The organism is Roseateles flavus, from assembly GCF_039872765.1.
GTDB lineage: Bacteria > Pseudomonadota > Gammaproteobacteria > Burkholderiales > Burkholderiaceae_C > Roseateles_B > Roseateles_B flavus.
The window spans coordinates 148,915-161,979 of record NZ_JBDPZC010000010.1 but is presented as its reverse complement, the minus strand read 5'-3'; the positions used below and the strand labels follow the sequence as shown (position 1 = coordinate 161,979).

General features: G+C 68.6%; 9 protein-coding genes, 3 tRNA genes and 1 pseudogene. 11 read left to right on the top strand and 2 right to left on the bottom strand.

Translation table 11 applies throughout. The features are described from left to right. Positions 1 to 228: 228 nt before the first annotated feature. From ABDJ40_RS19630 to ABDJ40_RS19600, 7 genes and pseudogenes are all read left to right on the top strand, one after another. Positions 229 to 2,382 carry a TonB-dependent siderophore receptor gene (locus tag ABDJ40_RS19630; protein ID WP_347612169.1) on the top strand — a complete coding sequence of 718 codons (2,154 nt, stop codon included), beginning with the start codon at positions 229 to 231 and terminating at the stop codon, positions 2,380 to 2,382. Between the two features lie 129 nt (positions 2,383 to 2,511). Further along, positions 2,512 to 2,587: transfer RNA gene (locus tag ABDJ40_RS19625), tRNA-Asn, on the top strand. A 147-nt stretch (positions 2,588 to 2,734) separates the two neighbouring features. Further along, positions 2,735 to 2,810: transfer RNA gene (locus tag ABDJ40_RS19620), tRNA-Asn, on the top strand. Positions 2,811 to 2,857: 47 nt separating this feature from the next. Then, a tRNA-Asn gene (locus tag ABDJ40_RS19615) sits at positions 2,858 to 2,933 on the top strand. Positions 2,934 to 3,086: 153 nt separating this feature from the next. Beyond that, a complete protein-coding gene (locus tag ABDJ40_RS19610) occupies positions 3,087 to 3,827 on the top strand; it encodes a hypothetical protein (protein WP_347612168.1) in 741 nt (246 codons plus the stop codon). Between the two features lie 108 nt (positions 3,828 to 3,935). Beyond that, positions 3,936 to 4,280, top strand: a complete 345-nt coding sequence (locus ABDJ40_RS19605; protein ID WP_347612166.1) for a zinc ribbon domain-containing protein YjdM — start codon at positions 3,936 to 3,938, stop codon at positions 4,278 to 4,280. A gap of 97 nt (positions 4,281 to 4,377) precedes the next feature. Beyond that, positions 4,378 to 5,070 (top strand): annotated as a pseudogene (locus ABDJ40_RS19600) (patatin-like phospholipase family protein); the annotation flags it as partial. 794 nt (positions 5,071 to 5,864) lie between these two features. Here the strand turns inward: ABDJ40_RS19600 and ABDJ40_RS19595 are convergent. Next, on the bottom strand, positions 5,865 to 6,821 hold the full coding sequence (locus tag ABDJ40_RS19595; protein ID WP_347612163.1) for an AraC family transcriptional regulator: 957 nt from the start codon (positions 6,819 to 6,821) through the stop codon (positions 5,865 to 5,867). 213 nt (positions 6,822 to 7,034) lie between these two features. Between ABDJ40_RS19595 and ABDJ40_RS19590 the strand changes: the two genes are divergently transcribed. After that, entirely contained in the window at positions 7,035 to 7,580 is a 546-nt protein-coding gene (locus tag ABDJ40_RS19590; RefSeq protein WP_347612161.1) for a carboxymuconolactone decarboxylase family protein, read from the top strand. Positions 7,581 to 7,590: 10 nt separating this feature from the next. Here the strand turns inward: ABDJ40_RS19590 and selD are convergent, their stop codons facing one another. After that, positions 7,591 to 8,649: a selenide, water dikinase SelD gene (gene selD / locus ABDJ40_RS19585; RefSeq protein ID WP_347612159.1), complete on the bottom strand. Its 1,059-nt coding sequence runs from the start codon at positions 8,647 to 8,649 to the stop codon at positions 7,591 to 7,593. An 86-nt stretch (positions 8,650 to 8,735) separates the two neighbouring features. On the opposite strand from selD, the gene mnmH reads away from it, so the two are divergent. The 3 genes from mnmH (at position 8,736) to ABDJ40_RS19570 (ending at position 13,052) form a co-directional block, all read left to right on the top strand. Continuing rightward, the gene (gene mnmH / locus ABDJ40_RS19580) at positions 8,736 to 9,788 is read left to right on the top strand and encodes a tRNA 2-selenouridine(34) synthase MnmH (RefSeq protein ID WP_347612157.1); all 1,053 of its coding nucleotides are present in this window, start codon (positions 8,736 to 8,738) and stop codon (positions 9,786 to 9,788) included. A gap of 97 nt (positions 9,789 to 9,885) precedes the next feature. Further along, positions 9,886 to 12,144 carry a M1 family metallopeptidase gene (locus tag ABDJ40_RS19575; protein WP_347612155.1) on the top strand — a complete coding sequence of 753 codons (2,259 nt, stop codon included), beginning with the start codon at positions 9,886 to 9,888 and terminating at the stop codon, positions 12,142 to 12,144. Beyond that, positions 12,141 to 13,052, top strand: a complete 912-nt coding sequence (locus ABDJ40_RS19570; RefSeq protein ID WP_347612153.1) for a hypothetical protein — start codon at positions 12,141 to 12,143, stop codon at positions 13,050 to 13,052. The genes ABDJ40_RS19575 and ABDJ40_RS19570 overlap by 4 nt, the downstream gene beginning before the upstream one ends. Positions 13,053 to 13,065: the final 13 nt, after the last annotated feature.

Sequence of the window (13,065 nt, the reverse complement as noted above, 5' to 3'; positions counted from 1 at the left end):
ATGCCTGCTTCAGCTCAGCCCTTGAGCTGATTCCGCTAGGGGTGCTGGCTCATCTGATGAGCCGGCTGAGAAAGTCCCTTTGAACCTGATCGCGCCCGGGCTGGCTGCCAGCTGGCTTGGGACCGAGGTAATCCTCGCGCAGGGAAGCACGCACGCCACGGCCTGAGCTCTCAGCAGGCCCTTGATGTGGCCGCTCGCCGCCCTGCCATCGCTAGAAGCAGTCCGACGATGGCCCGACTCCACACCGCCCTTCCCCATGTGCTCGCCGCCGCTTGCGCCCTTGCCTGCGCGCAGGCCGCGATCGCCCAGTCCAGCAACAGCCTCCCGAGCGTGGCCGTCAGCGGCCGCAGCGCCGATGCGCCCGTCAACGTGGGCGGCTTCGGGGACACGCCCGCCGCCAAGCTGCCCTTCCAGGCCAGCGTGCTCAACGCCGATCGCCTGGCCGACGCCGGCCTGAGCAGCCTCGCCGGCCTCGTGAACCTCGACGCCTCGGTGCAGGACAGCTACAACTCCAGCGGCTATGTGTCCTACCTGAAGGTCCGCGGCTTTGACCTGGACAACCGCTTCAACTACCGCCGCGACGGTCTGCCCATCAACGCCGAGACCGCGCTGGCGCTGGGCAACAAGAGCAGCATCGAAGTCTTCAAGGGCACCAGCGGCATCCAGGCCGGCACCAGCAGCCCCGGCGGCCTGGTGAACCTGGTGGTGAAGCGCCCGACGACCCAGCTGCTGAGCGCCACCCTGAGCGTCTCGGAGCGCGGCACGGCGGAAGCGGCGCTGGACTGGAGCCAGCGCTTCGGCGCAGGCGAGGCCTTCGGCGTGCGAGTCAACGCCGCCAGCGCACAACTGCGCCCCGAGCTGCGCGACGCCGACGGCAGCCGCCACCTGCTGGCCGTCGCCGCCGACGCGAGGCTGAGTCGCGACACTCTTCTTGAAGCCGAGCTCGAATGGAACCGCCAGTCCCAGCGCAGCCAGCCCGGCATGAGCCTGCTGGGTGACAAGCTGCCCTCGGCCCGGGACTTCGATCCGCGCACCAACCTCAACAACCAGGACTGGAGCCTGCCGGTGGTCTTCGACAACCGCCATGCCTCCCTGCGCCTCACCCAGCGCCTGAACGCGGACTGGCAGGCCCAGGCCCATCTCGGCCTCCAGCGCCTGAAGACGGACGACCGCCTGGCCTACGCCTTCGGCAAGTTCGACCCGGCCACCTACGACTGCAATCCCTGCGACCGCTATGCCGCCGACGGCAGCTTCTCGATCTGGGACTTCCGCAGCGAGAACGAGCGCCGCAACACGGACGCCCTGGACCTCTCCCTCGCCGGCCGTCTGAACACAGGCGCGCTGCAGCACCGCCTGAACACCGGCGTGCTGCTCAGCCGCTTCGAGAGCCGCTTCCAGCAGCAGGCCTACAACCTCGTGGGTGTGGGCACCATCGACGGCAAGAGCCGCGTCCCCGCGGATCCCAGCCTCACCGACGAGAACACCAACCGCGACGAGCGCAGCACCGAGTTCTACCTGCGCGACGCCGTGCAGATCGACGCGCAATGGCAGGCCTTCCTGGGCCTGCGCCACACACGGGTGCAGCGCGACAGCGTCCGCACCAACGGCTCGCGCGCCACCAGCTACTCGCAGAACCTCAACACGCCCTGGATCGGCCTGAGCTACGCGCTGAGCCCGAGCCTGATGGCCTATGGCAGCTGGGGCCAGGGCATGGAGTCCGACGTCACGCCCAATCGCAAGCGCTTCGGCACCCAGGCCGGCCAGGCCCTGCCCGCGATCAAGAGCCGCCAGGTGGAGCTGGGCCTGAAGTCCGGCAGCAGCACGGTGGACTGGTCCATCGCCTGGTTCGACATCCAGCGCCCCGTGTGGGTGGATGCCGGCGCCTGCGATGACGCCACGCCGGGCTCCTGCACCCGCAAGGAAGACGGCAGCGCCCGCCACCGCGGCCTGGAAGCCCAGGCGGACCTGAAGTGGAGCGGCGGCGGCCTGCTGGCCAGCTGGATGGAGATCAAGGCCCGCCGCGAGGGCAGCGCCGATGCGGCCACCAACGGCCTGCAGCCCACCAATGTGCCCAAGCGCAACATCAAGCTGCAGCTGCGCCAGGCCGTCATCGCCGGCGTGCAGGGTCAAATCGGCCTCGTCTACGAAGGCCCGCGCGCCGTGCTGCCGGACAACAGCGTGATGATCGCCGGCTGGACCCGCCTGGACGCCGGCCTGCGCTACGAGCAGGCCATGGGCACCCGCCTCTACACCTGGCGTGTGGGCGTGGACAACCTGACGGACAAGCGCGCCTGGCGCGAGAGCCCCTACCAGTACGGCCATGCCTACCTCTACCCCCTGGCCCCGCGCACCTGGCGCGCGAGCCTTGAGGTGACGCTGTAAGCGCAGCCACGGCAAGCCGCCAGCGCCGGGGCACCGGCAGGGCGGCCGCTGGCGCTAGGGGCTTCCCGGGCCTCCTGCACGCCGCTCTTGTAGAACCCTAAAAATTCTGTCTATAATCCAAGGCTCTGTTCCCCGATAGCTCAGTTGGTAGAGCGCCGGACTGTTAATCCGTAGGTCCCTGGTTCGAGCCCAGGTCGGGGAGCCAAGAACAGAACGCAAGGCAGGTCATGATCTGCTGAGCAGGCAGAAGCCACCGCGATCACCTCAAGGTGGCTTTGCTATTAATGAAAGCCTGCTTTTTGCGCCGCAGTGATTGCACAGGTGGCACAGGGAGCAGGCAGTACCGATCAATTCCCCGATAGCTCAGTCGGTAGAGCGCCGGACTGTTAATCCGTAGGTCCCTGGTTCGAGCCCAGGTCGGGGAGCCAACTCAAGACGCGTGGTGCCACCGCTTGCCACGCCGACATAGAACAATTCCCCGATAGCTCAGTCGGTAGAGCGCCGGACTGTTAATCCGTAGGTCCCTGGTTCGAGCCCAGGTCGGGGAGCCAACTCAAGGCCTCATCCGTGAAAGCGGATGGGGCTTTTTCTTTGTTACGACGCAGCGCCACGATCTCCCCACAGGGGGCCTCCATTGGAGAGAATGGCCGCTTCGTGCTTGCCGCATCGACTTCGATCGGCGCATCGCCTATCACAGGAGTCCCATGAAACGAGAAATCAAGCGCGCGCTCGCGTCCCTTTGCCTGCTGAGCTTCGCGTCTGTTGCATCCGCGATGACCACCGCCGACAACGCCTTCATCTGCCCGATCGGCGGCGAGCAGTTCCAGCAAACGATGAGCAGCTCGGGCACAGTGCGGGGCACCTACCTGGACCTGCGTCCCTACGGCGCCATCGAAGCTCCGTGGCCGCTGCCGCAATGCCCGGGCAATGGCTTCGTCATGTTCAAGAGGAATTTCAGTCTGCAGGAGCTGGACAAGCTGGCCGTGGCCATTGAATCCAATGACTACGTCAGGAGCCGTCAAACCGAGACGCCCTACTTCCTGGTAGCCCACCTGTTGGCCGCGATCGGTGCCGACCACCGCCAGCAAGCCTACGCACTGCTCAAGGCAAGCTGGCAAGGCAACGATGAACAGGCGCCACGCTACCGCGCCCTGGTGATCGAGCACCTCGACCAGCACAAGGAGCCCCCCAGCAAGCCGGAGCTCGCCGTGGTCGACCAATTGGTGGCCGGTGAGATGGAGCGGCGCCTCGGTCGGTTCGACGCTGCACGGCGCCGCTTCGAAGCTGTGAAGCGCTCCGCCGCGCCGCGCTCCGAGCAGTTGGACCGGATCATTGCTCTGCAGGTGCAGCTGATCGAAGCGAAGGATACGCAGGACCACAAGGCGCCCGCGGAGGAGAGCACCAGCGCCAAGCCGCGGCAGGAGCCGTCGTCGCCGAAGAAATAAGGGCACCGCACAGCCCGGGAGCGGAGGTCCGGCCCGCAAGCGGGCCTCCTGATCCCTGACCCCATCCCCGCAGCCGATCACCTTCTACGCCTTTCAGCCCCTCCGTCAATGAGCACCCTTCCCCCCTGCCCCCAATGCGCCTCCACCTACACCTACGAGGACGGCGCCAACCTCGTCTGCCCTGAATGCGGCCATGAGTGGTCCGCCCAGGCCGCGGCGGCTGAAGGCGCGGAGGAGGCCCGCGTGATCAAGGACGCGGTGGGCAATGTGCTCCAGGACGGAGACACCGTCACCGTCATCAAGGACCTCAAGATCAAGGGCTCGTCCCTGGTCGTGAAGGTGGGCACCAAGGTCAAGAACATCCGCCTGGCCGACGGCGACCATGACATCGACTGCAAGATCGATGGCATCGGCGCGATGGGGCTGAAGTCGGAGTTCGTGAAAAAAGTCTAACAACTCTTCTCAGCGCACAGACAAGCCGCAGATCCCCGCCTCCCGGAGGTGCGGGCCCCGGGCACAATCCGGCAGCCAAACCAAGCGGGAGAGCGGCATGACTGCGTCAGTGACCGGACCAAGCTCGGGTGGCGAGAGCCAGGACCTCGCCCCACGACCTGTCCATCTGTGCCTCTCCGGAGGTGGTTTCAGAGCCGCCTTCTTCCATCTGGGCGCACTGCACGGACTGGCCGAGCAGGGGCTCCTTCAACGCACGCGACTCCTGGTCACCGTCTCGGGTGGCTCCATCGCAGCCGGCGTGTTTTTCAGCAAATGGGAGGCGTCATCACGCCGCATGCAAGGCGCAGGCGCATCGCTGACCGACCTCGCCTGGCAAGCCCATAGCCACCTGCTGAAGGTGACGCGCGGCAACCCACGGATGCGGGCCATGGGCTCGGTCCGTGCGCTGAGTCGTGCGCTTGTCTTCGCAGAGACCGGTGTCCGGGAGGCCATGGCCCGTCAGTTTGAACGCTGGATGGGAGACGCCGGCTCGGCACCCTTGACGCCCATGCCGGCGATCACCCTCCCAGAGTGGCGCATCGCTTGCAGTGACTACGTTTCGGGTGCGCGGACCATGGTGGTTTTCAACGACCGCCATGGGTGCCGCCATCCGACCGTCCATTACATTGACGGCGAAACACTGGGCCGGGCACAAGCCATCAGCGCTTCAGCCGCAGTGCCCGGCATTTTTGAGCCACTCCGCCATGAACAGTACCTTCTGTCGGATGGCGGCGTGCTGGACAACCTCGGCACGCGCGAGCTAACGGACCAGGGAGCCGAGCGAATCTGCATTGACGCCGCCGCCCCGCTCCTGCCCATGACCAGGCATTCGCGGGCAAGCGCCATTCGTCAGGCCATGGACATGCTCATGGAGCAGGCCCGTGTGGATTGGCAGCAGCCGGATATCAAGACGTACTGCATTCGAGACTTACCCCCTGAGCCGCATCCCGGCGATTGGCGCAAGGCGCTCGTCAATCTGCGGACAGACCTCGACGATTTCTCCACGCTCGAAGCAAATTTGCTGTACCTGGCTGGGTATCAGAGCGTCGCCGGAGCGGACAAGATCCCCGACCTCCCTACGGACGCGGCAATCCGCCGGCGCATCACAGCCGTCTGGAAGTTTGCCAGTCAGCCGGTATGCAGCGACCACCCGGAAGCGGCAAAGTACCGCGAGAAGCTGCTGAGGCATCTGGAGCGAGGTCGCTATCGCATGCTGGCTCGACTGAAAGTCTGGACCCCCGGGTCATTCACGCAATGGTTGTTGTCCATGTACATGGGCCTCAGCATTCAGCTGGCTGCGTTGATCTACGTCTTGATTGGCGCACTGTTCCTGGCTGTCCTCCCGCACCGCTTGTTCAGCACAGGCTGGCTGCCGGGCGTAGCACTGGTTTGGGTGCTATGCAGTCTGCTGCTCGCGCGCATGCATCCTCCACTGAGCGGGACATCACGATGGAGGCGAAGGATGCAATTGGTGCTGCTCGCCCCACTGCTGATCCCAATCGTGATCTTCGGCCCCGTGCTGTGGCTCGCCGCTTACACATCACCTCAGAGGGAAGGGCTGATCCCCTTCAAGCTGTCAGAGGCATTTGAAACGGCCATTCTTGACACGTCCCTCGCCACCCACTCCCTCGGCGAACACCCCATCCGCTGCGCAAAGGCCCGCGAGAAAGCCGAGGGCGTGGCGTAGCCCAGCTCATCGGCCAGCTGCTTGACGGCCTGGCCGCGGCGCAGGGCCTGGCAGGCAAGGCTCAGGCGCCAGGCCAGCACATACTCGGCCGGGGTGTCGCCCATCAGGTCCTTGAACAGGCCGGCGAAGCGGCTGCGTGACATGCCGGCCTCCGCGGCCATGCGCTCCAGGCTCCAGGCCTCGCCCGGCCGTTCATGCACTGCCACCAGGGCCTGGGCCAGCTGGGGGTGGCCCAGGCCGCGCAGCAGGCCCGCCGGCAGGCCGCTGGCCTCGGGGTGGGCCAGCATCCAGCGCAGCAGCTGCATCAGCAGGACTTCGAACAGGCGGTCCGCCATCAGGCGCTGGCCGCACTGCACGCGCTCGGTCTCGGCGAAGAGCAGGGTCAGGCAGGGCTCAAGACCTGGCACCTGGGCCAAGGGCAGCACGATCAGCGGGGGCAGTGCACGCACCAGGGGGTGGGCGTCGCCGCCCTCGAACTCCAGCGTGGCGCAGGTGAATTCCGAGCCCTCCACGGGCGCATTGTGGAAGTCATGCGCCAGCGGCCGGGGATAGAAGAGCAGGCTGGGCTCGCGCACCTGCAGGCGGCGCGGCGTGCCCTCCTGCCCGCCGGGATGGCTCAGCGACATCTCACCCCGACGCATCACATGCAGGAAGCCGCGTCCGGGCTCGGCCGCGAAATGCGTGGTCCCGCACAGCGGGCCGGCATGGAAGAGATGGGCGCGCACCCGGCAACGCTCCAGCAGGCCGGAGAGGCGGTCCAGGCCCTCGCCGTCCGGCGTGGTGGGCGCCAAGGCGGGGTCAGGTCTTGCGTCCATGGGGTCAGGTCTTGCTGGGTTCTTCATGGCCTCGTGCCCGGGTGGGGCAGTCGTCGTCTCTTGCGCATCAGTGCCTCAGCGGCTTGAAGCGCAATTCTGTACCAATTGGACTGTTTCAAGTACGAATTGAACCCTTTCATCCAATCCTGAACGAGACACTGGCGCCATGCCTCAGGGCATGAACCTGTCTACCCCACGATGAAAGGATCGACCATGAACCGCCTCTCCCTGCCCTCCCCCGAGCAAGCCCCCGCCGCCAGCCGCCCGGTGCTGGACCAGATCCAGCAGGCCTTCGGCAGCACGCCCAAGATGTTCCGCACCGTCGCCCATTCGCCCGCCGCGCTGCAGGCCATGTGGGCTTTCTTCGGCGCCCTGGGCGGTGGCAGCCTGGGCGCCCGGCTTGGCGAGCAGATCGCCGTGGCCGTGGCAGATCGCAACCGCTGCGACTACTGCCTGGCCGCCCACACCGCCCTGGGCCGCAAGGCCGGTGCCACGTCCGAAGAACTGCGCGCCGCGCAGCAGGGCGAGTCGGCCGACCCGCGCACCGCCGCGGCCTTGCGCTTCGCGCTGCGGCTGGTGGAGCACCGCGGGCAGCTGCAGGACGCGGACCTGCAGGCCCTGCGCGCCGCCGGCTTCACGGAAGGCGAGACGGTGGAGATCCTGGCCCATGTGGCCCTGAACCTCTTCACCAACTACGTCAACGTGGCCTTCCAGGTGCCGGTCGACTTCCCGCCCGTGCCCCTGAGCCGCGCGGCCTGAGGCCTGGGGATCAGCGCAGCTGCAGGCGCGCCGACGCCCCGTCCGGCGCTTGCAGCTCGCCGATCTCCGCCGCCTGCGCAAAGCCTGCGTCACGGAAGCACTGCAGCACCTGGGGCACGGCCTCGGCGCTGCAGCTCACCAGCAGGCCGCCGCTGGTCTGGGGGTCGGTGAGCAGCGCGCGCTGCCAGTCCGACCAGCCCTCGACACCGCCCACCTCAGGGCCATAGGCCGTCCAGTTGCGGGTCGAGGCGCCGGTCCAGATGCCCTGCTGCGCGAAGACGAGGGCGCTGTGGATCAGCGGCATCTGCCGCCAGTCCACCGCGGCCTGCAGGCCGGAGCCGCGGCAGATCTCCAGGAGGTGGCCGGCCAGGCCGAAGCCGGTGACATCGGTGATGGCATGCACGGCGTCCAGCTGCGCCAGCTGGGCACCGACCTTGTTGAGCCGCGTGGTGTGGGCCAGCATCTCCTGGTAGCCGGCGGCGTCCAGCAGGCCTTTCTTGAGAGCGGCGGAGAGCACGCCCACGCCCAGCGGCTTGCCCAGCACCAGGCGGTCGCCCGCGAGCGCGTCGGCATTGCGGCGCACTTTCTTCGGGTGCACCAGGCCCAGGGCGACCAGGCCGTAGATGGGCTCGACCACATCGATGGAATGCCCGCCCGCGATGGGGATGCCCGCCTCCCGGCAGACGCTGGCCCCGCCTTCGAGGATGCGGCCGATGACGTCCGGGCTCAGCGTGTTGATGGGCATGCCAACGATGGCCAGGGCCATGATGGGCGTGCCGCCCATGGCGTAGACGTCGGACAGCGCGTTGGTCGCGGCAATGCGGCCGAAGTCGAAGGGATCGTCGACGATGGGCGTGAAGAAGTCCGTCGTGGCCACGAGGGCCTGCTCGTCGTTGAGCTGCCAGACGGCGGCGTCGTCACTGGTCTCGGTGCCCACCAGCAGCTGCGGCGGCACGATGCCGGGCGCCGTGCGGGCCAGGATGTCGGAGAGCAGCCCCGGGGCGATCTTGCAGCCGCAGCCGCCGCCGTGGGCCAGTTGGGTGAGTCGCGGTGCGGTGGAATCGTTCATGGCTTGTGTGCTGCGGATGACGCATCCGGCGGGAAGCGGGCCGGATTTCTGCGAGGATTGTGCCGCCTGCCAGGATCCCGCCCCTCATGTCCCGCCCCCGCCCCATCACGCCCGAGCGCATCCACGAGTTCGACAGCCTCATCGACGCCCGCTCGCCGTCGGAATTTGCGCTGGACCACATCCCCGGCGCCGTCAACTGCCCGGTGCTGGACGACGACGAGCGCCGCATCGTCGGCACGCTCTACAAGCAGCAGGGCACCTTCGAGGCCAAGCGCGTGGGCGGCGCCATGGTGGCGGCCCAGCTGGCGCGGCACCTGCGCGAGTCCTTCGCGGACAAGCCCAAGTCGTGGCGCCCCCTCGTCTACTGCTGGCGCGGCGGCATGCGCAGCGGCACCATGGTGCAATGGTTGCGCCTGGTCGGCTGGGATGCCCAGCAGCTGCACGGCGGCTACAAGGCCTTCCGCGCCCACGTGATGGAGCGCATCGCCACGCTGGCGCCGCAGCTGAAGCTGCAGGTCGTCTGCGGCCCTACGGGCAGCGCCAAGACCGCGCTGTTGCAGGCCCTGCGGACCGAAGGCGCACAGGTGCTGGACCTGGAGGCCCTGGCCCGGCACAAGGGCTCGATCCTGGGGCGCTGGCCCGGCCAGGAGCAGCCCTCGCAGAAGGCCTTCGAGACCGCGCTGGCGCAGGCGCTGCTGGGCTTCGACCTTGCTCGGCCGGTGTTCGTGGAGGCCGAGAGCCGCAAGATCGGCCGCCTGATGCTGCCGGATGCGGTCCTGGACGCCCTGCGCGGGGCGGACTGCATCGCCATCGAGGCCCCCTTGCATGCCCGCCTGGCCTACCTGCTGCAGGACTACGCCTATCTGGGCAAGGATGGCGAGGAGCTCGCCAGCCTGCTGGGCCAGCTCAATGCCAACACCGGCCTGCATGCCAAGGAGGCCATCGCCCGCTGGCAGGCCTGGGCCCGCGCGGGCCAGCTGGCGCCCCTGTTCGAGGCCCTGATGACCGAGCACTACGACCCGCTCTACGCCCGTTCGCAGCGCAGCAACTTCCTGCGCCTGGCCCAGGCCCGGCCCCTGGCCCTGCCACGCCTGGAGGCGCAAGACCTGGCCCTGGCCGCCCGGCAGCTGATGGCCTGACCGACCCGTGCGCTTGGTCATGCGCACATCCCCGGGCTTGTGGCGCGGAGTCTGGCCGGTATCCAATGGCCCCTTCGCTTGCTGAAGAAGCCCGACCATGCCCTCCCTGCCTGCCTGGACCCGACGACGCCGCACCTGGCTGCTCTCCCTCGCCCTCCTGATGCTGGCCCTGGCCGGCTGGAAGCTCAGCCACCCTGGCGAGGACCCGAAGGACGCCGAGGCCCTGCCGCAGGCCAGCGCGGCCGATCAGGCCCATCCGGCCGTGCCGCCCTCGCTCGACAGCATCCCTCTGGCCCATGGCATGGCCGCGGCCGTGCGCACCCCCAGCGACCCCAAGGCCTGGGGCGGCGCCCGCAGTGGCCAGGAGGCCACGCTGTCCGACCGGGTGGTGGACTACCGCATCGAGGCAAGACTTGACCCCCAGCTCCACACGCTGGAAGGCAAGCAGCAGATGCGCTGGCGCAACCGCAGTGACCGCGAGGTTCGCTCGGTCTACCTGCACCTCTACCTGAACGCCTTCGAGGGCGAGGGCAGCACCTTCATGACGGAGAAGCGCCAGGGCTTCTCCTTCCGCACGGACGTGGAGTCCGAGGAAGGCCAATGGGGCCGCATCGAGCTGCGCAAGGTGCTGCAGCAGGGCCGGGCCGTGCCGTATCACTTCGTGCAGCCGGATGGCGGCCCGAAGACCGACCGCACCGTGGTCCGCCTGGACCTGCCGCAGGCCGTGCCGGCGGGCGGCAGCACTGTGCTGGACATCGACTTCTTCGACCAGCTGCCGCGCGTGGTGGCCCGCACCGGCCACTTCGGCAGCTTCCATCTCGTGGCGCAGTGGTTCCCCAAGATGGCCGTGCTGGAGCTGCCCGGCGAGCGGGGCGCCACCGAGCCGCGATGGAACGCCCACGAGTTCCACCTGCACAGCGAGTTCTACGCCGACTTCGGCAGCTATGACGTCACGCTGGACGTGCCGGAGGGCTATGTGGTGGGCGCCACCGGCGAGGAGCAGGGCGCACCGCGCAAGGAAGGCGGCCGCAGCATCCACCGTTTCGTCCAGGGCGACGTGCATGACTTCGCCTGGACGGCCGACAAACGCACCGCCGCGCCCCTCACCGGCCGCTGGACCTTCCCCGGCAGCCCCGAGGTGACGATCAAGGTGCTCTCGCCGCCCGAGTACGCCCACACCATGCCCTCGGTGCTCAAGGCCACGCAGGACGCGCTGACCTGGTTCTCCAAGACCCTGGGCCCCTACCCCTACCGCACCGTCACCGCCGTGATCCCGCCCTTCAACGCGGGCGAGGCGGGCGGCATGGAGTACCCCACCTTCTTCACCACCGACGCCTACAAGACCGACAAGGAAGGCACGATCGAGCGCTACGGCCTGGACTTCGTCACCATCCACGAGTTCGGCCACGGCTACTTCTACGGCATCCTGGCCTCGAACGAATTCGAGGAACCCATGCTGGACGAGGGCATGAACCAGTACTGGGACCAGCGCATGCTGCAGGCCGCCGGCCGCCGCATCCCCGTGGCGACGGGCCTGATGCAGCGCCTGGGCATCAACCCCAGCGTGGACGTGTTCGACGCCGAACGCATCGCCTCCCAGGGCAATCCGCCCGACGGCCTGGGCAGCAACTCCTGGCACCGCTACTCCAGCGGCAGCTATGGCAGCGTCTATTCCCGCACCGCCACCGTCATGCGCAGCCTGGAGCTGCAGCTGGGCAGCGAGGTGATGGACCGCGCCATCCAGACCTACTACCAGCGCTGGAAGTTCCGCCACCCCTCGGTGGCCGACCTGCGCGAGGTGCTGGCCGAGGTCTCGGGCAAGCCCGCCCTGATCGAGCAGGTCTTCGCCACCCATGTCTATGCCGCCGCCGGCGTCGACGACCGCGTCGAGAAGCTGGAGAGCGAGGAAGTGAAGCCGCTGCTGGGCCTCTACGGCGCGAAGGGCAGCGAGGTGACCGAGGAACAGCGCAGCAAGGTGGTCCGTGCCCAGCGCAAGGCCTGGGACAAGGCCCATCCGGACGCCGAGGCCAAGGACGGCGGCGCCCTGCCCTTCCGCACCACCGTCACCCTGCGCCGGCGCGGCGCGGCACAGCCCCAGGTGCTGGTGGTGCGCTTCGCCGACGGCAGCGAGGAGAAAGTGGTCTGGGACGACCAGGAACGCTGGAAGCGCTACAGCTGGGTCAAGCCCGTCAAGGCCGTCTCGGCCGAGCTGGACCCGCAGCAGGCGCAGCGCCTGGACATGAGCGTGGCCGACAACAGCCGCCGCCTCAAGCCCGACAGCAGCGGCACGCGACGCCTCATCAGCGACGCCGCCGCTGCCCTGATGTCCTTCCTTGCCCTGCTGAGCACGCTATGAACACGGTGACCGATATGGGCTCGTCCCTGCCCTCCTCCCCCCCTGCACCCTATGCCGCGGCCCTGCGAACGGGCCTGCGCCTGGGCCTGCAATGGCGCCTGCTGCTGAGCTGGCTGCTGGTGCTGGGTCTGTCCACCCTGCTGGCGCTGCTGCCGCTGTGGAGCTCGCTGGGCGATTACTTCAACCGCTCGCTGGCGGCCGAGCGCCTGCTGCAGCACCTCGACCCGGCGATGCTGGTCGACGCCATCGCCAACCTGCCGCAGCGCGGCTACAGCCCGCTGTCCACGCTGCCGGGCCTGGTGCTGGCGGCCCTGTGCCTGCCCTGGCTCAGCGGCATGGTGCAGGCTGCGGCGCGCTTCCACGTGGGGCGTCCCACGCTGGGCCAGCTGTGGCTGGGCGGCTGGAAGGAGTACCCCCAGATGGCACGGCTGTGGCTGTGGGGCCTGCTGCCCCTGGGCCTCGTCGCCGCGCTGATCGGCGGCGTGATGGACACGGTGGACGAGCAGGCGCGGCACTGGCTGCTGGAGTCCGACCTGGACCTGCACCGCCGCGTCCTCCTGCTTGGCGGGCTCGTCCTGCTGCTGCTGGTGACGGCTTCGCTGGACGCGACGCGCGCGCTGCTGGTGCTGGAACCCACCCGCCGCTCGGTGGTCGCGGCCTGGGGCAGCACCGTGCGCGGCCTGCTGCGCCGCCCGGCCCGGCTGTGCATCAGCCTGAGCCTGCTGGTGCTGGGCCTGCTGCTGGGCGCCCTGCTGGGCTGGGCCCGCATCCAGGTCCTGCCCATCGGCCCGCTGGGCGTGGCGGGCGCCGCCCTGCTGAGCCTGCTGCTGGTGCTGGCCCTGGCCTGGCTGCGCGCCGCCCGGGTGCTGGCCCTGGTGCAGTACGGACGCCAGCTGGGCGCCCGCTGACCCCTGCCGGCCG